Below are 23480 nucleotides of genomic sequence, written 5' to 3'. Positions count from 1 at the left end.
CTTTTTGCTAAAAACAAAAGTTTATAAATACGGATCTTTACGCCAATTGCTCGGACTGCGTCCACTCCAGCGTTTAAAAGCACGACTAAAATTTGCCACATCGCTATAACCCAATTCATCGGCAATTTGTTCTAGCGTGTAGTCTGTACGGGAAAGCAGGGAAGTTGCATGCCGATAACGTACTTCATCGACCAAGTTTGAAAATGAAGTACCTTCTGCAGCCAGTTGACGTTTGAGTGTGCGGTCGGACATGTGTAGATAGTCGGCAACATTTTCAATGCTTAAATAATGCTGTTCTGCGTGGGTTAAAATATCACGTACTCGCATAGAAATGCGGCGACGTTCACCTAAAGCAGAAAGTTCGGCTTCACATTGATTAATCGCAATTTGACTGGCAATAGGATCGGCATTAATCATTTTTAAGCCTAGATATTGCTTGTCAAAACTTAAACCTAAATACGGCTGATCAAAACGGAATTGATGATAAGGAAATTTCGAAAAATACTGATCAAAACCTGCAGGTTTAGGAAAGTCAAAATCGACTTCACCTGTAAAGTGTTCGGTACCTGTCATGGCTTTACTCATGGTAATCATGCCAATAATTAAAGCGATGGCAATTTCTGTGCGTAAAGGTTCCATGTGAATATCACACTGCAATTGCAGACTGGCTTTTTCACCAAAAGTTGAGAAAAACAATTGTAAAAAGGGCATACGCAGTTGAATAAAACGATTGGCTAAAATCAGCGCATCACTAATTTCATGCGCAGTCATAATCGCATAGCCAATAAAGCCATGAATAGAAATGCGCATTTGCGTACCAAGATGATAACCGAGCGTCGATTCGCCTGTAAGTTTTAAAGCATGTTTAACCAACTCATTGGCAATAGGTGTAGGAATACGACATTCTGGGTCTGCCAACATTTCGCTATTGAGTTGAAATGGTGCAAATAAGGTATCTGCGTTATAACCCCAACGGGATACAACATCCAAAACCAATAAGCCATAAACCCCTGGAACACCTTGTTCCTGACGTGCTGATATTGTTTTCATGCATGTTCCATTGCATTTGCTAATTTTATTTTAATTTGCCTTAGCGACTGTCATCTATGCATATCTTAGTTTGCCAAACGGCGACATAAGAACGTAGATGACATATTGCATCTTGGCATGAAAATTAAAGAAATTCTATGGAAATTGTTAGACAAAACAGGCTTTGACTATATGCGATAAATCTGCATTTCATCAAAGCCTGAGTTACAGCAAAGTTGCTGGAGATGCTAGTTTTTATCAGTCGATGGTTTTACGATTTTATCTTGTTCAATTAAAAAACCACCTGTTTGACGCTGCCAAAGTTGTGCATAAATTCCGTTCATAGCCACCAGTTCATCATGCGTACCTTGTTCTGCAATACGTCCTTGATCGAGCACAATTAAACGATCCATTTGTGCAATGGTAGATAGTCTGTGTGCAATCGCGATTACAGTTTTACCTTGCATGAGTTCATCGAGGCTCGATTGAATTGCCGCTTCAACCTCAGAGTCGAGCGCACTGGTGGCTTCATCTAAAATTAAAATAGGCGCATCTTTTAAGAAAACACGGGCAATGGCAATACGTTGACGTTGTCCACCTGAAAGTTTAACACCCCGTTCGCCCACGTAGGCTTCATAGCCTTTTTTGCCACGTAAATCGGTCAATTGTGGAATAAATTCTTCGGCTTTGGCTTTGCGTACAGCTTCAAACATTTCTGCATCAGTCGCGTCAGGACGACCATATTTAATATTTTCAGCCACAGTACGGTGTAATAGCGAAGTATCTTGAGTGACAAGTGCAATATTTTTACGCAAACTGTCTTGGGTTACATCTTCAATATTTTGCCCATCAATCATAATTGAGCCGTGTTTGAGCTCATAAAAATGTAAAAGCAATTGAATGAGGGTCGATTTACCTGCACCCGAACGTCCCACAATACCAATTTTTTCGCCTGCACGAATATGCAGATTAAACTGGTCAATCACGTTTTTACTGTTATAAGCAAAACTGACATCTTTAAACTGAATTTCGCCTTGAGCAACTTGTAATGGCTTCGCATTGACTTTGTCTTGAATCGCAATTGGACGTCCAAGAGTTTTCATACCATCTTGAATGGTGCCGACATTTTCAAACAGGGCAGAGGTCTGCCACATCATAAACTCGGCAATACTGTTGAGTTTAAGAATCATGGCTGTGGTGGCTGCAATAATCCCCAATTCTGCACGACCATTTAACCACAGCCAAATTGCAGTACCTAAAACGCCTACATACAACACCACGCTCAGTAAATTGATGCTGATTTCATATTGAGCGCCCAAACGCATTTGTTTATAAACCGTCACCATAAATTCTTGCATAGATGCTTTGGCGTATTGGCTTTCACGGCCTGCATGCGCAAACAATTTTACGGTTTGGATATTGGTATAAGCATCGGTCACACGTCCTGTCATCACTGCACGTGCATCGGCTTGTTCATTAGATACTTTGCTCAAACGCGGAATAAAATAAGCTGCTGCAAGAATAAATAAAGCCAACCATAGCAATAACGGCAAAATGAGCATTGGAGAAATTGCGCCCAATACTAGGCTAATCGTAATAAAGTAAATGAATACATAGGCAAGCATATCGCCCAAAATGACCCAAAACTCACGTACTGCTAAGGCGGTTTGCATGACTTTGGCAGAGAGTCTTCCTGCAAAATCATTATGGAAAAAATCCAGACTTTGTTGCAACATTAAATTGTGGAAACGCCAACGCAAACGCATTGGAAAACCACTGTATAACATTTGATGCTTCACAATTGACTGCGCACTGGCAAAAAAGATATTGGCCAATAAAATACAAAACAGCAAAGTAAGGTTCTGCTGATGTTGCGCAAGGAAAGTATCTGGCTGACTTTGACTAAGCCATGTGACTAAATCGCCAATTTTTGCATATAGCAAAGCTTCAAAGCTGGCAGCGCCTGCAGTACATAAAACCAATAACAATAAATATGGACGTACACCTGAAGCTGCTTGCCAAACAAAGGCAAAAAACGTGGTTGGCAAGGGTTCGGTCAAACCTTTATTTGGATAAGGATCTATAAGTTTCTCGAACCACTTGAGCATACGATGTTACCTTGATGACTAAACCTAAATTGTAAGCGTCCGCTGAACCCCATGCCTATTTTTTAATTCGGTTCAGGTTTCCAGCGGTGTGGTAGCAATTCTTCAATCTGAGTCACTTTATGTGTCGGCAACCTTTTCAGCACATCACTTAAATAGGCATAGGGATCCAGCCCATTCAGCTTTGCTGACTGGATTAATGTCATAATATTGGCTGCTCGCTGACCGCTGCGCAGCGAACCTGCAAATAACCAGTTCTTACGTCCCAACGCCCAGGGGCGCATCTGGTTTTCCACCCAGTTATTGCAAATCGGTAGATTGCCATCATCCAGATAGCGGCTTAAAGCTGGCCAACGCTTCAGAGTGTAATTGATGGCCTTGGCGGTGGGAGAACTCGATGGCACTGTCAGATGATGTTGGTTGAGCCATTCATATAGTTGTTGCATCACCGGTTGGCTGTGCTGTTGTCGGTATTCGCGGCGGTCTTCCGCTGTACCATCGGTCTTTTTCCTGAGCTCTGCTTCTATCGCATACAGTTTCTGAATCAGCACTAATGCCTGTTCAGCGACCTGACTTTTCCCAGTTACATGCAGTTCATGGAATTTACGACGTGCATGCGCCATGCAGCCCACCTCAATGACATCGCCTGATTTAAAGCGTGCTTTATAACCACTGTAATCATCACAGACTAGATAGCCCTGCCAGCCTTTCAAGAACTCTGCAGCATGCTGGCCTGAACGACTATCCTGAAAGTCATAGATCACCGCTTGAACTGGATTGTACTGTGTAGTGGCATAGGCCCAGACATAACCTTTCTTTGGTTTTTTATCATTCTCACCCATCCGCATGATGGTGACCGGTGTTTCATCTGCATGCAGCACCTGCTGTTGTAGTACCACCTCTTTTAAGGCATTGGCCAGAGGTTCCAGTTCTACACCGCAGCGACCTATCCAGTCAGATAAAGTTGATCTAGAAAGTTCGATTCCCGCCCGCTGATAGATCAGACGTTGACGGTACAGCGGCAAATGATCGGCATACTTCGATACCAGCACATGGCTGAGCAATTCAGGTGAAGCAATGCCTTTATCAATCACATAGGCGGGCATCGCTTGCTGAGTCAGAGTGTCACACTGATCACAGACCCATTTACCACGCACATGCTGTTCCTTATAGAACTGTGCCGGTCTGAAATGCAGTTTTTCACTGACATCTTCGCCGATACGACGGAGTTGGCAGCCACAAGCACATTGGGTTGATGCAGGTTCATGCTCAATACGGATGGTGTGTAGATGATCTGGCAGTGGTCGACGTTTAGGTTTATTGGTTTTGGCTTTCTGTGTCGCTGCATTGGTTTTATCTGCATTTAGCCGTTCCAGTTCTAGATCAACCGCGGCAATATCTTCTTCAACCGCTTCATCCCACAGATGGATTTGTTTTGCCGTTAAGTGTTCATTCTTTTGGGCGAATTTGTGCTTTTTAAACAGCGCCAGTTCATGCTCGTATTTTTGATTGAGAATGGAAAGATGCTGAACTTTAGAATCTAATTGCTGGTTTGATTTTTCTAATTCTTGATTTGATTGTGCCAGAGACTGATGCTGCATCGCCAACTGCCGGGTAAATTCCAGCAGTTGTTCATGGGTCAGTTGGCTTAAGTCAGGCAGCGTATTCATGACCGCAGTATGCCTGAGGTCATGAGAAGAATGAAATAGAACGTTTGGAGAATAGCAGAATGGAACAGCCTGGTTTAAAGCATCGTCACCACCTGCTGTCGTCCAATGCGCTGCCAGGGCAAACCTTGGATCAGTGCCTGTAACTGTTCCGGGCTGAGGGCCACGGTTTCACCTTGGTGAACTTGAGCCCAGTGAAATTTGCCCTGTTCCAGCCGCCTGGCACACAGCCAGATGCCCAGTCCATCATGTACCAGTACTTTCATGCGATGGCCACGTTTATTACAGAAACCCCAACCTTGGCAATAGTCACCAACATAATTTACATTAAATTGTATAAATTGCTGTGTATATAAGTACAATAACATCAATAACTTACGTTTTAAAATATTTTTATTGGAATTAATGTTTATTAAGATCGTTTAATTTTGGTCACATAAGTTTTTAAAAATTTACCAAATAATCACCAACATAATTTTGTGATGATTAATTAGGTAAACCGAATGGTAAAAAATCAGGTTGATGGAGTTATATATGGCTGAACCGTACCGGGTTTGTCGGAGACTTTTTTATTTAAGTTAGGCCACCTGACCTAACGGGTTAATCTTATGCTGCTGTTAGGGTCTAAAAATAGCAGTTTTGAAGGGCTTTATCGAGTGATTTTTTCAACACTCTACGCAATTATGGATATCATAGTATCCACTTTATGTTTTATTTCGCTATAATGGATATAACTGTATCCATTTGGTCTTTGCGGATGAATTTTACCTTACTTGATGATACCGATGTAAGCCAAGCTTATGCGGCTTATTTACGTGAGTTACGCAAGCAGGCAAAGCTGTCGCGCGCTGCATTGGCTGAGCGAAGCTGCGTACCTGCGGCCACCATTAAGAAATTTGAGCTGACCGGGCAAATTTCATTTCGTCAATTGCTGTTGCTATGGCAGACACTTGATTCGCTAGATAGGCTTTATCAGCTCACGCAACTTAGCAAAGAACGCGCTGCTATACCCATGAGTATTGATGAGGTGCTAAAAGATGAGTTTTAAACCGATTCAGAAGCTTAATGTTACTCGTACGCTAAGCTCAGGTGAGCAGATATCTGTTGGAGTCTTGGCGCAGAATCGGCAAGGCGTTTTTTTTCAGTATACTGACGACTATTTGCAGCAGTTTGGCAATTTATCACCGTTTACCTTGCAAGCGAATACGCTAGTTCAAGCCGCACCTAAAGCGCCGCACCAAGGTGTACATGGCGTATTTGGGGATTGTTTGCCCGATGGCTGGGGCATGTTGTTACAAGATCGTATTTTCCGGCAAAAGGGCATCCTACCTAATCAATTAACGGCGATGGATAGACTGGCCTTTGTCGGTGATAAAGGCATGGGAGCGCTGTCTTTTGCTCCGGTGTCTGAGTTTTCAGCCACGACATACGCGGACATTGATTTAGCAACCTTGGGCTTAGAAGCACAAACGCTGTTCGATGCTTCAATGTCAGATTATATGGATGATAATCACGATGAGTTAGATGGGCATACGCAACAGGTGTTGGCCGCATTAGTCGCCGGTGGTAGTTCGGGTGGAGCAAGGCCTAAGGCGCAGATTTATATGCCTGCAGGGGAAACTCAGCATTGTCGAACCTTTGCTCAGCCTGGAGATGAGGCTTGGCTGATTAAGTTTACCTCGAAAAATCTCGCGCTCGGGCATGAAGAAGGGTTGTGTGAAGCGGTTTATTTGCAAATGGCCGAGCTTGCCAAGTGCCAACCACCAGTCTGGCAACTCATTGAAGCACCAACTACAAGCGGTGCGTCTGCCTGGTTGGCGCTTAAGCGTTTTGATTATGTCACGGAGCAGGCCCGTTTAAGCGGTAATCGCAGTTCAGGTCGCTTGCATATGCACAGCGCTTGCGGGCTGCTGGATGCAGACTTTCGAACGCCAAGTTTAGATTATATTGACTTGATCAAAGCCAGCCGTCAGTTGTGTAAATCTCCTGCTGCTGGGCAGCTGCAATTTCGCCGTGCCGTTTTTAACCTGCTGTCGTCTAACCAAGACGACCACAGTAAAAACTGGGCGTTTTTGCAAGCGGATGACGGTCAATGGAACCCTGCACCTTTTTACGATGTTACCTACAGCCCACATCCATTCAACGAACACGCCACTGCTTTCGGCGGTTATGGCAAAGCGCCATCGCTTAAGGTGATGCAAAAACTTGCTACTAGTGCTGGCTTTGCGAATTGGAATGATGCAAAGCAAGTTATTGAAGAAGTCGCAGAAGCCATCAGCCAATTTACGTATCTTGCCAAGCAACAAGGGATCAGTAAAACAACAATGTCCGTGATTGCTAAGACATTGGAGCAGCGTAAACAAGAAAATGCAGCGCTTTTTCTATAACAATAAGAAGGGACAGTAATGAAGCTCGGCCGAAACGATCCTTGCCATTGTGGCAGTGGTAAAAAATTTAAACGTTGTTGTATGAGCAGCGTTTCCAAGCAACATGCCCAAGTCTTCGATGATGTTGAAACCATGCTGGCAATGAACCCAAATTTGAGTCTTGATGAACTCAATGCCGCTTTGCAGCACAAAGTGCAAGAACGCAATCATCAACCTCATCCCGATTTTTGTGGCGTAACGCCAACGCAAATGGCCAATTGGCTTTATGCGCCTTTTGATGAATTAAAGTGGGTGACAATTTGCACTCCCGACTCTCTTTCTGCCAGCCCAATAATGCGTTATCTAGCCCTCATTCTTGATGAGGCCATGGCGCAAGAAGGCTCCTTCAAAGCCACGAGTAAAGGCAACTTACCGGCTAAGTTGGTTAAACAGGCCAGTGAGTTATTGCCTGAGTTTGCCGTTGCTCAATTAGAACGTAGTATAAGCATCAGCGAGTTTTCGGGCAGCAATGAAGACAAATTTAATGCCTTGCACTACACCCGAGTGCTTGCCGAAATTAGCGGTATTATTTATCGGCGCAGTGGCCGCTACCATGTAAAAAAATCAGCGCAAAAGCAGTATCAAGCGCTAGGCATACAGGCCTTTTTCAAACCTATGTTAGAGGCCGCTATCAGCAAATATAACTGGGGTTATTTGGACAGTTTCGAATACGATGTCGACTTGCGCACTTTTTGGTTGTTTATGCTGTGGCGTATTCAAAGCCACAACAGTGTGGAGCAGCTTGTGAAAGAGGTGATGACAGCTTTCCCTAATCTATTGCTGGTATTCCCTACGGATGATTACTTCTCGCCAGAAAGAAACTTAAGTATGCTCATCGAATCACGATTTATTGAGCGATTTTTGCAGTTTTGGGGATTTGTAACGATTGACCCAAGACGTTATATAAACGCTGAACAAGTCGCCAGAGTGATTCAGGTACAGCCTTTGTTAAAACAAACTTTTCAATTCACAATAAATAAATAGCAAGGTCACCGTGAGCGAATTTCAATACTATAAATTTGAGCGTCTGGATGGGTATTTAGATGCTAAAGCACGTCAAGCACTCAGAGCCATTTCAAGCCGTGCCGAGATCAGCGCTACGGCCTTTCAGGTGTATTACACCTACAGTGATCTAAAGGCCGAGCCTTTTGAGCTGATGTTAAAATACTTTGATATCGGTTTTTACTATGCCGATTGGGGCTCAATCGATGTATACATCAAGCTACCAGCAGGAACGCTTCCAGATGCGTTACTTGGCTTTTCAAGTGATGGACTTCATGTTCACGAAAACGATGAGTGGCAGTTGCTGATTTTTTCCCTTGAGGAGTGTGATGAGTATTTTGACGATGAGCATGCTGACGACTTTTTCCAGCATTTAGCCGCTTTACGCGGCGGGTTAATGCAAGGGGATTGGCGCCTTGTGTACTTAATGTGGCTCAAAGCGTTTGATTTTAATGATGGCGTTGAGCGAGTGCCGTTAATTCAATTCGATTTTGAGCACCTCAGGGAAGAGGAGCAGTCGTTTGCTGCGCTGTATGATATTCCCTTAGCATTGGTTAAGGCGCTCGCCATGGTGCTGAGCGAACAACCCAGTCACCAAGCCAAACAAACTCAGCTTACGCTTGATGCGTGGATCCATAATCTCTCGCAAGCAGAGAAAGACACGCTATTACGCACGTTGTTTGAGCAAGGCCAGCTAACCCGTCACCAAGCCTTAGCGCTGACGCGAAAAGAACCTGTCAACACAGACGAGATCTATCAATACTGGTTAACTTCCGCCGTCATTTCTCCTTTCATTGAGCAAGCGCAAAGTCAATTACAGCAAGAGCAAGCCGCAGCACTCGCAAAAAAATTAGCTATCGAAAAAGCGGAAAAAGAAAAAGCGTTGACGTATATCTACAATCAACGTGAGCACTACTGGCAGCAATCACAAGAGCAAGCGGATCGAACTTGCGCCAGTGGTTACGATGCGGCATCACGCTATCTGCATCAGCTGTTTGAGGCCTATCAGTTCAAAGCTGATGAAGCGGCGTTTGAACAACGTTTTAAGCGCTTTGTTGTGGCGAATAATAGCCGTAAAGCACTGTTAAATCGCTTGAGTGATTTGCTTTAAACGATGAGGCGATAGGCTGGCCAAATGACGTTAGCAAAAAACCGATTGAGGGTTGGTTGAAAGGTTGTAAGCCCACCAAAGGTCTACAAATTGTTACCTATGAAGTCACTTTGTGTAGACCTCGGGGTCTAAGTAACGCGCTTTTACCATCTCTGTGGTAAATACTGCGTGAAATACAAAGGCATCACGATATTGGTTTGCTCTAATGCGGATGAGCCTTGTGTACCCGTTAACTTAAAGGTTTTACTTGGAGTACATTTTTCAACGTAGGATGCCAACGATTTTGCTCTTGTACGTTTACCACTTTTGACCTCCACAGGGACGATATCGCCTTCATCGGTCGCCAAAATAAATTCGATTTCGGCACGGGCGTCATTCCATGAATAGCTTGGGTCAACGCCAATGGCAGTGAGCTCTTGTTGCACAAAGTTTTCAGCCACATAACCTTTGTATTCATAGTTTTGTTGCTTAATTTCTTTATAACTGCTGCCGAGCATATGATTAAGCAGACCCACATCAAACAAAAACAGTTTCACCATATTTTCTTTTTTATAGGCCGCTAACGGAGATTTCGGCAATCCTTCAATAGGGTAGTTTGGCAAAGCTAGGCGGCAGCAGTTAAGCCAATGGATCGCGGTTTCAAAATCGCTATAACGAGATTTACGCTCATGCACATGCTTAAATTTAAAGCGTTTAACCGACTCATCGCTGACAAGTGATAGCTGGGCTGGAATGCTATTAAATACCGATTCAATCAGTGTGGTGTCGACCTTGCCCGCGTACTTACCAAAATCGCGGCGATAACCTTCCACTAAATCGGCATGAATTTTTGTGACTTTTTCAACACGCTCTAGAATGCTTGAATCCTTATACTGATACCAAGCAGAAACGGCTTCCGGCATACCACCAGTAAAAAAGTAGTCAGTGAGTTTGTCCATCAATTTGGTGTGTACTGCCGGTGTGCTTGCTTGACTATCAAACGCTTTGATCAGCGCTTGCTCGTTGGATGCGTAAATAAATTCTTGGAAGGTCAGTGGTCGTAAATTGTATTGTTCTACCTTGCCCACAGGGAAGGTGTTGAGCAAACCAATATTCGAGCCGCTGGCAGCGACAAAATAGGACGGTGCTTTTTCAGCAAAGTACTTTAGTGAGGTAACGGCACGTTCACATTCGCCAATTTCATCTAATATCAGCAGATCGGTTTCTGGGTTGAACGCTTGGTTGGTTAACAACTCAATATTCATTACTAGCTCGTCAGGTGACAGAGAGCCATCGAACGCTTCTTTGTAGGCAGGGTTTTCAAGGAAGTCGATACGAAGGATGTTGGCAAAGGTATTCCCAAATAACTCTTGTAGCAGATAGGTTTTACCTGTTTGTCTTGCACCATCGATCAATAATGGCTTGCGCACCGGTTGATTTTTCCATGTTATTAGGGCGTTTAGTAAGTTGCGCTGCATTGTCATTTCCCGCCAATTAAGACTGTTAACTGCCTGTAGTATAACTCAGCCTACACTTTTACGCGCAGAAAAGTGCGGAATTTTACATTTTTATGCGCATAAAAGTGTAATTTGATGACCTTTGGCATTCAGGGATTCACATCATCGCCTTGGCCAACGCGCAAGCTAAACCTAAAAGTAGGATATAAATCCAATTATATTGAGTAAAGTGGGAATATAGTCCCTTTGGTTGGTGATATGGCTAAGCGTGACTTACACAATATATTGTTTCCAAAGCAGCGTAAAATCCTGACGCAGTTTGGTGAAGACTTGCTGTTGGCGATGAAAAGACGTGGTTTTACCAAAAAGCTACTGTGTGAACGTACTGGTTTTGATCATAAAACCGTGAATTAAGTCTTAGCCGGTGATCCGGGCGTTGCCATAGGCACTTACTTAAAGGTGATGGCCGTTCTTGGCATGGAAAGCAACTTTGCAGAAATGGCCGCCCATGATGAAGTGGGTATCAAGCTGCAAAACATAAAATTGCTGGAAGGTTCAAGATGAGCCGTGAAATCGTTGAAGTCTATGCCGACTGGCAGCCAATTGAAGCACCTTTGCTAATAGGGCTGCTTTCTTACAGCGATTCAAGCCGAGGTGGCGTGTTTAGTTTTGCCTACGATAAAGCATTTTTAACCTCAGCCTATCGCTTGCAAATTGATCCCATCCTGACCCTCCACTCCGGTGTACTCTAAAACGATGAAGTCGATAAAAGCTTCCGCGCATTTCTTGATTCATCGCCTGATAGATGGGGGCGTATTTTAATGCAGCGGCGTGCGGCGATTGAGGCGCGCAAAGGCATTCGAGCAACAAGTCGATTAAACGAATTGGATTACCTGCTGGGCGTAAATGACTCTTACCGGATGGGTGGTATTCGATTTAAGCGAACAGGCTCGAATGCTTTTTTGGACGACAATTCTGAATTTGCTGCGCCGCCAATGGCTTCTTTGCGAGAGCTAGAGCATGCAGCAATGCAGATTGAAAAAGACGATAACATCGACAGTGACGAGTATTACCGCTGGTTGAAAATGCTGATTTCTCCAGGCTCATCATTAGGTGGTGCAAGGCCCAAAGCTTGTGTCACAGATGAACAAGACCACTTGTGGATTGCTAAGTTTCCCAATTTAAACGATACCCATGATGTGGGCGCGTGGGAGATGGTCTGTTATGAATTGGCGTTAGCGGCAGGTGTTGACATGTTTCCAAGTGAGATGAGGCAATTTTCGTCACAGCACCATACCTTCTTAACAAAACGGTTTGACCGCGACGGTGACAAGCGGCTGCATTTTTCGTCGGCCATGACACAGCTTCAATACTATGATGGTGAACAATCTCAAGGTGCCAGCTACTTAGAGATTGCTGAATTTATTTCCAATTGTGGAGCACAAACCACAGCTGATTTAGCTCAGTTTTGGCGTATGGGGGTAAAGGCATGGGGAAGTGTTTAATGAAGTGCTGCTGTTTATTTTGGCTTGGTATTTGGTGAAGGGATGTTTTCTAATTTCAATGAAGGTTGCTTGTTACTGTTGTCATCAATGTACTCAAGGGCGTACCTCATAGCCTTGTAGCTTTTCTCGCGTTTTTTAAACATGCGTTGCAGCATAGGGAGAGTGCAGTCCACATAGTCGTGAATAGTGACTTGTGTTTTGCCTTCCGATTCACGATGAATACGACCGGCATATTGAGCCAATGTTCCTTTCCATGAGATGGGCATGGCCAAAAACAACGTATCCAGTCTTGGTAGGTCAAACCCTTCGCCTACATATTTTCCTGTTGCGACGACGACTTGAGCCGATTGCAGATGATTGTCAGCGTTCTTGCGTTCCGCAGCTTTCATGGCGCCTTTAAGTACGACAGTGCTTATACCCATTTCGGTAAGTCGTGAGTGTATGGATTCTGCGTGCTCTCTACGCTCTGTAAGGACTAACGGGTGTCCGCCATTTTGAACACACTCGTAGGCGTCTGAGACGATTTTTGAAGTGCGCTGCTCATTATTGACGAGCCAGCGGTAGGCATCGCTTATTTTGGGGCGCTCATCTGTTTTTATAAGCTCTGCTGCTGGTACATCGTAGAGCTGATGAATCATCACGGTTTGAGTAAATTGCTCATCAGGGCTTTGTTTCACTTTGTAGCGAATAGGCCCTGCCGCCATAAAAATGATCTTTTGATGACCATCTTGTCGCTCTGGTGTTGCTGTAAGGCCCAATACATATTTTGCTCTTACCTCGTTGAGTACCATTTCAAACCTTGGTGCAGATAGGTGGTGGCATTCGTCAACAATAATATGGCCGTAGTCTTGAATGAGAGGAGTGATGGAATTGTCTTTTTTATTAACCAAACTTTGGTAGGTGGCTATGTCGATAATGCCACTCGGCTTTCTTTTACCTCCGCCTATACTGCCAATGGTTACTTCGGGTAGGAACGTGCGTAAGCGCTCTTGCCATTGTTCGAGCAGTTGTCGGCTATGAACCAGTATGAGGGTATTTACTTTGCGTTTTACGATCATAGCAATGGCAGTAACCGTTTTTCCAAATGCAGTTGGCGCATGCAAAATACCGAAGTCATGTTTAGATATTGCGGCCACTGCGCCCCTGTTGATTTTGCCAACGATTGGCAAAGATATCCTCTCTTCCACGAAATCGTTGTCTGAATAAGGCGACCTTTTGTTCTGGCGTGAATGTCTGTACTGAACGCTCGATTTGAGCGCTACGCAAAGCCTCTCTTAATGCGAGAAGCTGCTGCTTTTCATTTTCAAGCTCAGCTAGCCTGTTATCAATAGCAGAAATGTTTGGGTAGCGAGCGTCATTCATAACAAACTAATTTTGATTCGCAGCACTATAAAGCGCGAACTTGCGGTGGCTTGATCAGCGACTCTGCTGGAATACCTAACCCTTCATGAAGTTTCCAAATCATTTTTAGCGTGAGTGATCGCTTATGGTTTAGGATTTCATAAACACGATTGCTTTTACCTATCATGGGTTCAAGATCTTTAACGGTTAAGCCTTTGCGCTCCATCTCAAACTTTATTGCCTCAACAGGGTCTGGCAAATCCATTGGAAAATGCTTTGCTTCGTAGGCCTCGACTAACGTAACCAAAATGTCCAGCTTTTCGCCTTCGACGGTATCAGGCTCCGCCATCATTAGGTTTTCGATGTCGTTTAATGCCGCGCGGTAGTCGGCATCTGTTTTAATAGGTCTGATGTCCATTATATTTACCTCTTGTTACTACCTTTTGGCTTCAAATCGTTTGTACATCAATTTTATCGTATTGCGCATGGCTGCCGATAAACCGTATGTAAACCACTTTGTACGCATAATTGATCCAAGCAACTAACCGGTATTTATTACCGGCAATGTTAAACACGACACGCCCATCTTTGAGGATGCTGGCATTTCTAAAGTCCTGTTTCACATCCGCCGGTGCTCCCCAATCAGCGTTTAATGCATGCCTATACCAAGCTAACGTTGGCTCTTTAGCGTCAATGTATTCTGAGCTGTCTTCCCAAAATGTTTTTAAGGTTGATAGTGCGATAATTCTCATAAATAGATATTAGTCCCAATTTGGGACTTTTGCAAGTTTGGTATTCTTGATGCGGTTAGGAGTTGTTACCGCATCCCCAATTGCCCCATTCCTTGGGGCGGTTCACATCCCTCTTATTCACCCTCTTAAGCTCGGCATATCAAGTGTTGCCCCATTGTCCCAACTGCCACGGTAAGTGATCAAATGGGGGGCTTGCTATTTTCACCTGATGGGCCTTTTCGACATGCGGCTGCGTTTGCCATCGAAGAAGGCCAATACTCTGAACCAATAGAGTGATTCTTCATACCCCAAGCTGTGCGTTGGACGTGCAGGCGGGATGAGCCCCAGTTTGCGTCCTAAACTGACAATCACGTAGAAGCGAACGGAAAATACCTATACGAGCCTGAAACTGTGGCTGAAGTTGAGCATATTCTAGGTGCTGTTGTTGTTCTATTAAGACAGCCGATTTATTCACTCGGTTTAGGCTGTGTGATTAATGTGTTTAGAACAGCCCAAGCTTTAAATATTGGGCTTGAAATTGGGGCAGAGAAGGATAACTTGTATCTCAAACCTGATCTGACAGTTACCCATTTTTTATTGTTTCTATCAGGTTAAATTTTCTAGATGTGTATGAAGGCTAATTGCAGAAATTTGATTGATATTGGTACACAAACTGAGTCTTTGTTGCTGTCGAAGTTGGTGCATTATATTGGGTTAAACCTTTTAAAGCACTGAAGCTTAAAGCAGCACGATCAACTACTTTTCTTGTGAAATTCGCATTGGGATCTGAATATTTAAACGAAATTTCTGCTAAAACAGGTTTTAGACTACCGTAAGGCAATAGGGTATACCATAAACTTAACTCTAAATCTGCATCGAATTCACCTAAATCAATCGTTGCACCACTATATTTTCGTTCATAGATAGTTAGACCACCAACTTGATTCAGGGCTAGACTATTATTAAAATTATAGTCATTTTTGAAGCCAGTAAATAGAATATTGATATCCTCAAAATCGTTAATGGTTCGCGAGGTTGGTACGGTTGTTGACTTGCTTGCAACTACAAGGAAACTCAAGTTATCTTTACGAGTAATGTCATCTTCTAGCTTAGTTTTTGCGCCTGATACATTGCTAGTCAAATCTTTGAAGTCAGCAATATAATGGTCATATCCACGATACTTTAAAGTTACTTCTTTTGTACCATTTTCATTACGCTCTCTGAAGCTGTATCCCATATTTTTTAAAGTACAGCTTCCTTGAGTATCGTAAAAGCGGATTTCTCTTTGTGTATCAAAGATCATAGCACCAGTTACGTCACGACTGATTTTATTTTCAATCGCATTTTTCACCGCTGAAAAATAGCTATTTATGCTGCTTGCTTCATTTCCATAATTAAAATTTATGGGATCTAATAGTACTTTGTATTCGCGAGATGTGGCTTTGGGAGATGCATAGCTCAGCGATGGTAGCACTGTAATTGCCAAGAAAGTTATCAAAGCCGATTGAGTTATTCTCATTTTTCTCTCTAGACAAAAGTTGAATTTAAAAAGCCCAAAAGTTTTAGCTTTTGGGCTTCATTCATTGTTATGGGTTGAAAAGATTTAACTTATCGGCAATATATAAGGTAGGTGTATCGACACGCATGCCCACATTATCCAAATACTTTTGCTCTAAACCATTGGTTGTCCAAAGACCCATGTCATCATCATTCACAATGCCAAGAGTTTGTCGGTTAATCAACCATAGACCTTCCATTTTGTCATGCGCATAACTTACACGTTTACCCATATCCAATACCAATGTTTTACTTACTGGCTGAATATTTAGTGCTTGTAATGCTTCCCATTTTTTATCGTTATTGATGAAATATTGCTCGAGGGTTTTACCTGCAATCGTTAAACCAAGTTTAGGATCTTGCACTAGATCGCCCTGAGTTGCGATATCCTCCAAATTGGTAGCATCCTTCAGATCAATACGATAAACATGTTTCATGATATTCGGATCGTCTTTAAGGAATTTGCCATCACGTTCCAGTACTAAAAACTCATGATCATTAATCGCAATAATAGCTGAGTTTGAGTTAGCATCAATTTCTTGACGATAGAGATACTGAGCAACTTTTCCTGTTTCAAGATTGATCGTCACAATACGTGTTAAGGTTGATTTATTAACAGCTTTAGTCGGTAAGTCCATTGTCGATTGCATAATCCCAACCAATGTTTTTTGGTCAGGTGTAATAGTTAAACCTTCCATACCACGGTTGGCACGACGATAACTAAATTCTTGCGGTAAAGTGAAGGTATTGCGCACATCATTTACAAAAGGATTAATACGACCAATTTCTTTTCCATTGGCATCATAGTGCACAATGTGAGGACCATATTCATCACTCACCCAGAATGTACCATCATTCAATGCTGCCAAACCTTCAGAATCGAGACCGTAATCATCAAGTTTGATAGGGTTCGTTATTGGGTCATAAGGCTTTGATGGATCTTTAGCGATGACCTTGCCATGAATATCGTAAGGTGTTTCGCCTGTACCACCTAGTGCAGCAGTATTCGGTAATCCACTAATATTATTTCCATCACGATCTTTTAATAAAATCGTTTTGATGAGTTTGATTGAGCCATCATCTTGTACCTCAAACAACCCAATTTTAGGTATATAGTCTGGCATTGGAAAAATCTTACCAGCACCATTCACGCCATCATTATAGTCAGCATTTGGGCCACGATCTGTGATTGCGTAAAATTGTTTATTGTTCGTAGGATGGGCAGCAACATCAGAGCCAAAGCCACCCTGTCGAAGTGTAAATGCACTCGCAATAGTTGTTCCATTCGCCTTAAAGCTTGTTAAGTTTTGGTAAGGCAATGCAACCCCTTGGGCAAATAAGTTTGGACCACACTGGATGGAGCTTTGCTGGATTTCATTCGCATCCAACTCACCATTTTGATTTTTATCCAAACCACTTTCAATACGTGTTCCAGCACTCCAGCAATCATCATTTCCAAGTACTAAAGGCGTCTGTTGAATCAAACTATTCAATCCATTTTGACCATTGTCCCCATCATCAGTACATGCGGTTAATAAAATTGTCGAAGCTAATAAAGCTAAGGTTAGTGGTTTTTTTTTCATTTTTTTGAAGCATCATGTTTAAAAAGCTTCATCATAAGAAGCAAAAATGACAATTACATGAATGAAATATGATCAATGTAAAATTTTAGCAAATTAAAAATATCAGTAGTTTGTGGGGGTTATATCTAGGTTTTCTTCATTATTTATCAAATGTGGTTTGAGGTAAAATTAAAATAAAACTTTAAACTGCCACAGTATTCTAGATATAAGCAGCCTTATTATGAAGCTGTCTCATAGGGCAGGGTTATACCAATGCTAAGTTTGAAGTGATTGAATCATCCTACTTACTAACGACACAATGTGACGTGTCGAAATTTATGTTTATTGAAAATTCCCCCAAATAATTTAAATTACTGTAATATTTTCCAATAGTTAAAACATTGCTAGTAGCATCATCAACTTAAATGTACTGTGTTGCAGGTAATAGAATTAAGACATCAGAAATAGCTTCAGCACCATGACTAAACCACAGGCAATGGTGATGACAGTGGTTCAACAGATTATCAAAAGTTACTTCCAACTGTCGCTTTAGGCTGGGATATATTACCTGAGCTTTATACTTATGCTAGCTATGGCAAAGGCTTCGAAACACCAACCTTTACCGAGATGGCCTATCTTACAGTAGGGACTTCAGGCATTAACTTTAATTTAAAACCTGCGACCAGTGATACCGTAGAACTTGGCTTAAAATCGCAGAATACCTTAGGGTTATTTACTTTTGCTGTATTTCATACTGAAACTAAAAATGACATTGTGCCTGACGATGCCAATGGCGGGCGAAGCACATTTCGTAATGCAGAAAAAACCTTACGTGAAGGCTTAGAGTTATCGTGGCAAAAACAGCTCTGGCAAGCACTCAATATTCGAACCAGTTATAGTTATTTAGATGCGACTTTTGATGCTGATATTCCAGCGACCACAACCAAACCGCTGATACAAAAAGGAACATATATTCCAGGTATTGCCAAGAATCAAGCTTTTGTAGGCTTGGCATGGCAACCTGAGCAGGGATTTCAGGCAGGCTTAGAAGCACGTTATATGGACAAGATTTATGTCGATGATATCAACTCTGATACTGCACCAAGTTATACGGTCGTTGCGGCAAATGTTGGCTATTTGTGGGTCAATAAAGACTGGAAAGTAAATACTTATGCACGACTAGATAATTTATTAGATCGAAACTATGTGGGTTCCGTGATTGTCAATGATAGTAATAATCGTTTCTTTGAGCCCGCAGATAGACGAAATTTTAATGTTGGACTATCGATAAAAAAATATTCTAACATAGGCTTTGTTGCATAAATACATAACCAACTGATTTTGTTCATTAATTTTTAGGTTGAAATTCATACAAACCTATTTAAATCAGAAGCTTACAAAATCTTTATGCAACAAAGCCGTGGAACAGCCACAAATAAACTCAGTAATAAATTTTTAAACATATTAATCCCCCGTTAAGTAACGGATTATAACAGCCGTAACTATCTAATCACATGCAAAAAGTAGCCGTTTCGCCTTTTCCTGTCCTCACATGATGCAAGCGGACCATACATCTTAATCAGATAGAAATCGAGTCGAGGTAAATCAATCCATCACAAATGGAGCAGAAATTATGCTTGATCACACTCTTGGTTAATGCTGAAAAGTCTTTGAGTTTTAATTAATAAATAAGTGTATCCATGTCTACCCTCAACTTTACTTATTTTCAGATAGCAACCAATCGAGAGCACTCATTTTTACAATACCATTATAATTCGCTTCAGTCCCTATCGTGTCTAAGGTAAGCAAATACTTGGGATACGAATCAGAAATTTTCTGTAATGGACGTAACTCTCGGCTGAGTGTCTCCTCATTGAGCGTTTCTAATGCCACCTGATAATAAGTTAAATTCTGTAAAGTATCGACAGCAACAAAATCAATTTCATATTCATCAACCCGCCCTACATAGACCGTATAACCTCGTCTGACAAGCTCAAGATAAATCACATTTTCTAAGATATGACCTTGATCAGCATTAGCATCAGGCAACATAATCCGGCGCAATCCGACATCAACTAAATAGTATTTTTCAGAGGATTGTAATAACTCACGCCCGCGTACTTTAAATTGTGCGGCACTATAAAATAACAAACTGTCCTGTAAGCCCTGAATATAGCGTTTTACTGTTTCAAATGAAATTTTAACCCCACTTGAAACAAAGGTATTTTTAATTTTATTGATGGAAATAGGTGAGCCTGTCACGCTTGCCAAATATCTTGCGACACGCTCGAGAGAGTTAATATCGGCAGTATTCAAACGGGGAATAACATCTTTAAACATTACACTGGCATAGACTGCTTGCAAGTAATCATAAGTTTCCTGCTGGCTAGTCATGGCAAGCGTATAAGGGAAACTACTGCGCGTATACATGGCATACAAATCACGATTTGATAATTGTTGGATGATCGGATTATTTTCAATATGCCACTGTTTAAATTCTTGGAATGACAGAGGTAGAACATGTTGCTCGATATAGCGTCCTGTAAGTAAAGTCGCAAGTTCTCCACTTAGAAAGAATGCATTTGAGCCTGTAATATATAAATCGATATAATCCCGAACATATAAAGAGTCGACTACTTTCTCAAAATTTGTAACATGTTGTATTTCATCTAAGAAAACATAGTTTTTTTTACTTTTATCAACTTTGGACAATACATAATCATGTAGTTTACGGTAATCGGTGAGTTCTTCAAATTCCATAAATTCGAAGTTGATGGCAATGATGTTTTCGGCTTGTACACCCTGTGCTTTTAGGATTTGTTGAAACATTGCCAATAAGGTGGATTTTCCAGAGCGACGCACACCTGAAAGTACTTTAATGACATCACGGTCTTGCCATGTATTCAGAAATTTTAAGTAGCCATCACGTCGAATATTAGCGCTTCTCATTATTTACACTTGGAATCTAAAGTTTTAATAAATTATATCAAATTTTAGAACGTATATGTAAATATATTTAATTTTAAAAAAAGTTTAAGGTTAAGTGAAACATTCAAAGCTGCTGTTGAAGTATACGGATAGTAAATGTAATAAAAATCCAGATTCTATCTTTTTTGACTCTGTACACGACAAAAAACCTAAATATGCCTAATATCGTATCTGGGTCTACTCCTTAGATGAGCAATGGTGATGCCTTGTTTTCGGATTTGTTGAGACTGTAAATAAAACTATGTAAACGCTTAAACTCCCCCAACGTTGTTGGGGTCAAACAAAAGGTGTTACCATGAAAGATGAAGCAATGTTGGCACTCGCTAAAGAGTTAGCCAAGAACCTAAAAACCGAACTCGATCTCAATAATTTTAGTCGGGCTTTAAAGAAATTGACTGTTGAAACTGCCCTTAATGCGGAACTCACCGACCATTTAGGTTACGAAAAGAATAGTCCACGAACAGGTAAAAATGCTCGCAATGGTTACACAACGAAGCGTCTACTGACTGATGATGGTGAGTTTGAACTAGATACCCCTAGAGATCGTGAGGGTAAATTTGAGCCACAGCTTATCAAGAAAAATCAGACCCGTATCACAAAGCCAATTTCTGCTTTTGAGTGAGGTAAAGCAATTTGAACCGTTAACATATTAGTAGAAATAGGATCTAATGGTGCAGAGCAGGATAAGGCAATAAATGCAGGTTTATTCGGTGGTGGTGAGCGATCATTCTTTGGTTTACCATCAAATAAGCGAATCCATTTGGATACAAGATTTGCATTCAATCCATGTTGCAAAGCGACCGAAGCAATTGAAACGTCAGGTGCTTTACAAGCCTGAACGATCTGCTGTTTAAATTCAGCACTGTATGTTCTTCGTTTTTTCGCTAGAGATGCGATGGATGTCTGATTATTTGTCGTCATAAATTTAAGTCCCCACTTGTTTTTAAGTGGGGACTAAATTAAGGCTTATAGGATGAATTCATAAGGTGTGTTCAGCGGACGCTTACGAAAAAACAGCCAAGTGCTCATATGGTACAGTTATATCAAGAACAATGGTCAGATTGGCTATCAACGACACATGTGGCAAGTGAAGGTGTCCTGCAGAATGAAAGTTAAGTGTCTATTGAGGGGTACAATCTAATGGGAGAAATTGAAAAATAAAATACCATTGAATATTTGGTCATTATTTGTTAATTTCTGCGCAAAATTTAACATGCAATAAATTTATGTTCAAAAAAAATATAGTATTAAAAAGTATTTTGCTTACTTTGGGTGGTTTTGTTGTTACTCCTTTTGCATTTGCAGAAACATTTGATCCAGCGATAGATGGTTTGATTCGAAACCAGCAGCGCCAAGCAGAACTAGAAAAAATTATACAACCAGAACGTGATGTTAATTTAGATGTCATCCAAAAAAAAGAAGCTGTACAACTTACCGACCTTGAAGATCAGAATTGTTTTGAAATCAAGACAGTTGAACTTGATGGCGAAATGAGTAAGCATTTTGATCAATATGTGCAACAAGCGTTAAAAGATTTAAGTTTTACTCCAGGTTTATGCATGGGTGAGCAGCGAATTAATCTGTTGATGACGCAAACGCAGAACATCATCATTGGCCGAGGCTTTACTACGACACGAATATTGGCTGCACCTCAAAACTTAAGTACAGGCGTATTAAAACTCACCGTCATTCCGGGATTAGTTCGAGAAATCAAACTCGATTTAAGTGATGAGGAAAATACCCGAGCAGGCCGAATTCAATATGCCAAAAATATCTTTCCAATGAAGAGTGGCGATATTCTCAATTTACGTGACTTAGAGCAAGGCTTAGAAAACTTAAAAAGACTGCCTACAGCGGAAGCTGATATTCAAATTATTCCTGCAGATGCGCCCAATCAAAGTGATGTTATCGTCAAATGGAAACAGCGAAAAATTCCAATTCGCGTGACCTTAAGTGCTGATGATGCCGGTAGTCGTCAAACCGGTAAATACCAAGGTAACATCACCGTTTCAGTCGATAACCCTTTATTTAGAAGTGACTTATTTTACGTCACCATGGGCCGTAACTTAGCAGATCAGCAAGAGATTACGGATCAAAATGGAACCACTGTGAAGAGCGGAACCCATAACTATGCCCTTCATTATTCAGTCCCTTATAAAAACTGGCTGATCAGCGCCAATGCGAGTCGATACAATTATGACCAAGCTGTTGCAGGCACCAATAATGTCTATAACTATAATGGAGAAAGTCAGACTCAAGACTTAGGCTTGACCCGATTGCTTTATCGGGATGCCAAGCGTAAAACCTCAGCGACCTTGAAAGGCTGGCATCGAGAATCTAAAAGCTATATTGATGATGCCGAACTGACCATACAGCGCAGAGATGTTGCGGGTTGGCAGTTAAACCTTGATCATCGTGAATATATTCAATTTGCAGTGCTGGATTTGAGTCTAGGGTATAAGCGAGGCACAGGTGCATTCGATTCATTACCAGCAGTTGAGGAAGCGCTGAACGAAGGTACATCACGGATGAAGATCTGGACGCTAGATGCCAATCTGAATGTTCCGTTCCAATTTGAGAACCAGCAATATAGCTACTCAAGTGCCTTTAGAGCGCAATACAATGACACCCCGCTGACCATCCAAGACCGGCTTTCCATTGGTGGAAGGTATACAGTACGCGGTTTTGATGGTGACCTAACCCTAGCAGCAGACCGTGGCTTCTACTGGCGCAATGATTTAGCCATGTCTATTTTTCCCGCACATCAATTCTATATGGCCTTGGATGCTGGGCATGTTGATGGTCAATCTGCCCAATGGCTTTTAGGTAAAACCCTTGTGGGTGGTGCGATGGGGCTACGTGGTCAATTTAAGGTGGGTGGCACTTTTTACTACGATATATTTATCGGTAAACCAATCAAGAAGCCTGAATATTTCCAAAATTATGATTTGAATTATGGTTTTAGTGCCAGTTATTCATTCTGATCTAAAGAAAAGTACAAACTAAAAAATGAGCTCGTA

Annotated in this window: 19 protein-coding genes and 5 pseudogenes; 10 read left to right on the top strand and 14 right to left on the bottom strand. The window is 41.8% G+C overall.

All coding sequences use genetic code 11. The features are described from left to right. Nucleotides 1-21: 21 nt before the first annotated feature. From FTT71_RS07355 to tnpB, 4 genes are all read right to left on the bottom strand, one after another. On the bottom strand, nucleotides 22-1050 hold the full coding sequence (locus FTT71_RS07355) for an AraC family transcriptional regulator (RefSeq protein WP_004973729.1): 1029 nt from the start codon (nucleotides 1048-1050) through the stop codon (nucleotides 22-24). A gap of 227 nt (nucleotides 1051-1277) precedes the next feature. Continuing rightward, nucleotides 1278-3137, bottom strand: a complete 1860-nt coding sequence (locus FTT71_RS07350) for an ABC transporter ATP-binding protein (RefSeq protein ID WP_154320748.1) — start codon at nucleotides 3135-3137, stop codon at nucleotides 1278-1280. Nucleotides 3138-3199: 62 nt separating this feature from the next. Then, entirely contained in the window at nucleotides 3200-4804 is a 1605-nt protein-coding gene (locus FTT71_RS07345) for an IS66 family transposase (protein WP_180160837.1), read from the bottom strand. Between the two features lie 74 nt (nucleotides 4805-4878). After that, nucleotides 4879-5169 carry an IS66 family insertion sequence element accessory protein TnpB gene (tnpB, locus tag FTT71_RS13345; protein WP_257229831.1) on the bottom strand — a complete coding sequence of 97 codons (291 nt, stop codon included), beginning with the start codon at nucleotides 5167-5169 and terminating at the stop codon, nucleotides 4879-4881. Nucleotides 5170-5558: 389 nt separating this feature from the next. Here tnpB and FTT71_RS07335 point away from each other — a divergent pair, with 389 nt between their 5' ends. The 4 genes from FTT71_RS07335 to FTT71_RS07320 are packed head-to-tail and all read left to right on the top strand — an operon-like array spanning nucleotide 5559 to nucleotide 9340. Beyond that, nucleotides 5559-5849, top strand: coding sequence for a helix-turn-helix transcriptional regulator (locus tag FTT71_RS07335; protein ID WP_070153163.1), 291 nt, complete (start codon nucleotides 5559-5561; stop codon nucleotides 5847-5849). Further along, the gene (locus tag FTT71_RS07330) at nucleotides 5839-7188 is read left to right on the top strand and encodes a type II toxin-antitoxin system HipA family toxin (RefSeq protein ID WP_154320132.1); all 1350 of its coding nucleotides are present in this window, start codon (nucleotides 5839-5841) and stop codon (nucleotides 7186-7188) included. The genes FTT71_RS07335 and FTT71_RS07330 overlap by 11 nt, the downstream gene beginning before the upstream one ends. 18 nt (nucleotides 7189-7206) lie before the next feature. Then, nucleotides 7207-8211: a YecA family protein gene (locus FTT71_RS07325; protein ID WP_070153169.1), complete on the top strand. Its 1005-nt coding sequence runs from the start codon at nucleotides 7207-7209 to the stop codon at nucleotides 8209-8211. Nucleotides 8212-8221: 10 nt separating this feature from the next. Continuing rightward, a complete protein-coding gene (locus FTT71_RS07320) occupies nucleotides 8222-9340 on the top strand; it encodes a hypothetical protein (protein ID WP_179989052.1) in 1119 nt (372 codons plus the stop codon). A gap of 143 nt (nucleotides 9341-9483) precedes the next feature. Here the strand turns inward: FTT71_RS07320 and FTT71_RS07315 are convergent, their stop codons facing one another. Further along, nucleotides 9484-10797 carry an ATP-binding protein gene (locus FTT71_RS07315; RefSeq protein ID WP_070153175.1) on the bottom strand — a complete coding sequence of 438 codons (1314 nt, stop codon included), beginning with the start codon at nucleotides 10795-10797 and terminating at the stop codon, nucleotides 9484-9486. Nucleotides 10798-11034: 237 nt separating this feature from the next. Here FTT71_RS07315 and FTT71_RS13390 point away from each other — a divergent pair. Together FTT71_RS13390 and FTT71_RS07305 are read left to right on the top strand one after the other, a co-directional pair. Continuing rightward, a pseudogene (locus FTT71_RS13390) lies at nucleotides 11035-11340 on the top strand (transcriptional regulator). Continuing rightward, nucleotides 11337-12251 (top strand): annotated as a pseudogene (locus FTT71_RS07305) (type II toxin-antitoxin system HipA family toxin); the annotation flags it as partial. The pseudogenes FTT71_RS13390 and FTT71_RS07305, both read left to right, overlap by 4 nt. A gap of 44 nt (nucleotides 12252-12295) precedes the next feature. Here FTT71_RS07305 and FTT71_RS07300 read toward each other — a convergent pair. From FTT71_RS07300 to FTT71_RS07290, 4 genes are read right to left on the bottom strand one after another with little or no spacing between them, the layout of a single operon-like run. Further along, a complete protein-coding gene (locus FTT71_RS07300; RefSeq protein ID WP_373685898.1) occupies nucleotides 12296-13417 on the bottom strand; it encodes a DEAD/DEAH box helicase family protein in 1122 nt (373 codons plus the stop codon). Then, nucleotides 13401-13643 (bottom strand): hypothetical protein, encoded by a 243-nt coding sequence (locus tag FTT71_RS13330; RefSeq protein WP_257229829.1) that lies wholly within the window; start codon nucleotides 13641-13643, stop codon nucleotides 13401-13403. Before FTT71_RS13330 ends, FTT71_RS07300 begins: the two co-directional genes overlap by 17 nt. A gap of 25 nt (nucleotides 13644-13668) precedes the next feature. Further along, nucleotides 13669-14040, bottom strand: coding sequence for a type II toxin-antitoxin system HigA family antitoxin (locus FTT71_RS07295; protein ID WP_000354814.1), 372 nt, complete (start codon nucleotides 14038-14040; stop codon nucleotides 13669-13671). A gap of 31 nt (nucleotides 14041-14071) precedes the next feature. Then, nucleotides 14072-14374: a type II toxin-antitoxin system HigB family toxin gene (locus tag FTT71_RS07290; protein ID WP_154320130.1), complete on the bottom strand. Its 303-nt coding sequence runs from the start codon at nucleotides 14372-14374 to the stop codon at nucleotides 14072-14074. A gap of 390 nt (nucleotides 14375-14764) precedes the next feature. Between FTT71_RS07290 and FTT71_RS07285 the strand changes: the two genes are divergently transcribed. Beyond that, a complete protein-coding gene (locus FTT71_RS07285; RefSeq protein ID WP_094069354.1) occupies nucleotides 14765-14968 on the top strand; it encodes a hypothetical protein in 204 nt (67 codons plus the stop codon). 22 nt (nucleotides 14969-14990) lie between these two features. Here FTT71_RS07285 and FTT71_RS07280 read toward each other — a convergent pair whose 3' ends face one another. Together FTT71_RS07280 and FTT71_RS07275 are read right to left on the bottom strand one after the other, a co-directional pair. Continuing rightward, a complete protein-coding gene (locus FTT71_RS07280; protein WP_179989051.1) occupies nucleotides 14991-15872 on the bottom strand; it encodes a hypothetical protein in 882 nt (293 codons plus the stop codon). Nucleotides 15873-15939: 67 nt separating this feature from the next. Continuing rightward, nucleotides 15940-17493 carry an esterase-like activity of phytase family protein gene (locus FTT71_RS07275; RefSeq protein WP_167846514.1) on the bottom strand — a complete coding sequence of 518 codons (1554 nt, stop codon included), beginning with the start codon at nucleotides 17491-17493 and terminating at the stop codon, nucleotides 15940-15942. A 474-nt stretch (nucleotides 17494-17967) separates the two neighbouring features. Between FTT71_RS07275 and FTT71_RS07270 the strand changes: the two are divergent. After that, a pseudogene (locus FTT71_RS07270) lies at nucleotides 17968-18795 on the top strand (TonB-dependent receptor domain-containing protein); the annotation flags it as partial. A 268-nt stretch (nucleotides 18796-19063) separates the two neighbouring features. Here FTT71_RS07270 and FTT71_RS13385 read toward each other — a convergent pair. Continuing rightward, nucleotides 19064-19150 (bottom strand): annotated as a pseudogene (locus FTT71_RS13385) (HNH endonuclease); the annotation flags it as partial. 38 nt (nucleotides 19151-19188) lie between these two features. Further along, nucleotides 19189-20421, bottom strand: coding sequence for an ATP-binding protein (locus FTT71_RS07265; RefSeq protein ID WP_094069408.1), 1233 nt, complete (start codon nucleotides 20419-20421; stop codon nucleotides 19189-19191). A gap of 334 nt (nucleotides 20422-20755) precedes the next feature. Here FTT71_RS07265 and FTT71_RS07260 point away from each other — a divergent pair. Further along, nucleotides 20756-21058, top strand: a pseudogene (locus FTT71_RS07260) (transposase); the annotation flags it as partial. On the opposite strand, the gene FTT71_RS07255 reads toward FTT71_RS07260, so the two are convergent. Continuing rightward, a complete protein-coding gene (locus FTT71_RS07255; protein WP_154320127.1) occupies nucleotides 21043-21381 on the bottom strand; it encodes a transposase in 339 nt (112 codons plus the stop codon). The pseudogene FTT71_RS07260 and the gene FTT71_RS07255 overlap by 16 nt on opposite strands. Nucleotides 21382-21686: 305 nt before the next feature. Here FTT71_RS07255 and FTT71_RS07250 point away from each other — a divergent pair, with 305 nt between their 5' ends. Continuing rightward, nucleotides 21687-23444 carry a ShlB/FhaC/HecB family hemolysin secretion/activation protein gene (locus FTT71_RS07250; RefSeq protein ID WP_154320126.1) on the top strand — a complete coding sequence of 586 codons (1758 nt, stop codon included), beginning with the start codon at nucleotides 21687-21689 and terminating at the stop codon, nucleotides 23442-23444. Nucleotides 23445-23480 lie beyond the last annotated feature (36 nt).

Source organism: Acinetobacter sp. YH01004, from assembly GCF_013420455.1.
In the GTDB taxonomy this organism is placed as follows: Bacteria; Pseudomonadota; Gammaproteobacteria; order Pseudomonadales; family Moraxellaceae; genus Acinetobacter; species Acinetobacter towneri.
The sequence above is the reverse complement of the archived record's forward strand: the minus strand, read 5'-3'. Positions and strand labels throughout refer to the sequence as shown.

Coding starts and splice junctions, on each gene's coding strand:
- FTT71_RS07355 (WP_004973729.1), bottom strand. CDS start 1,050: ATGAAAACAATATCAGCACGTCAGGAACAAGGTGTTCCAGGGGTTTAT.
- FTT71_RS07350 (WP_154320748.1), bottom strand. CDS start 3,137: ATGCTCAAGTGGTTCGAGAAACTTATAGATCCTTATCCAAATAAAGGT.
- FTT71_RS07345 (WP_180160837.1), bottom strand. CDS start 4,804: ATGAATACGCTGCCTGACTTAAGCCAACTGACCCATGAACAACTGCTG.
- tnpB (WP_257229831.1), bottom strand. CDS start 5,169: ATGTTATTGTACTTATATACACAGCAATTTATACAATTTAATGTAAAT.
- FTT71_RS07335 (WP_070153163.1), top strand. CDS start 5,559: ATGAATTTTACCTTACTTGATGATACCGATGTAAGCCAAGCTTATGCG.
- FTT71_RS07330 (WP_154320132.1), top strand. CDS start 5,839: ATGAGTTTTAAACCGATTCAGAAGCTTAATGTTACTCGTACGCTAAGC.
- FTT71_RS07325 (WP_070153169.1), top strand. CDS start 7,207: ATGAAGCTCGGCCGAAACGATCCTTGCCATTGTGGCAGTGGTAAAAAA.
- FTT71_RS07315 (WP_070153175.1), bottom strand. CDS start 10,797: ATGCAGCGCAACTTACTAAACGCCCTAATAACATGGAAAAATCAACCG.
- FTT71_RS13330 (WP_257229829.1), bottom strand. CDS start 13,643: ATGAATGACGCTCGCTACCCAAACATTTCTGCTATTGATAACAGGCTA.
- FTT71_RS07295 (WP_000354814.1), bottom strand. CDS start 14,040: ATGGACATCAGACCTATTAAAACAGATGCCGACTACCGCGCGGCATTA.
- FTT71_RS07290 (WP_154320130.1), bottom strand. CDS start 14,374: ATGAGAATTATCGCACTATCAACCTTAAAAACATTTTGGGAAGACAGC.
- FTT71_RS07280 (WP_179989051.1), bottom strand. CDS start 15,872: ATGAGAATAACTCAATCGGCTTTGATAACTTTCTTGGCAATTACAGTG.
- FTT71_RS07275 (WP_167846514.1), bottom strand. CDS start 17,493: ATGAAAAAAAAACCACTAACCTTAGCTTTATTAGCTTCGACAATTTTA.
- FTT71_RS07265 (WP_094069408.1), bottom strand. CDS start 20,421: ATGAGAAGCGCTAATATTCGACGTGATGGCTACTTAAAATTTCTGAAT.
- FTT71_RS07255 (WP_154320127.1), bottom strand. CDS start 21,381: ATGACGACAAATAATCAGACATCCATCGCATCTCTAGCGAAAAAACGA.
- FTT71_RS07250 (WP_154320126.1), top strand. CDS start 21,687: ATGTTCAAAAAAAATATAGTATTAAAAAGTATTTTGCTTACTTTGGGT.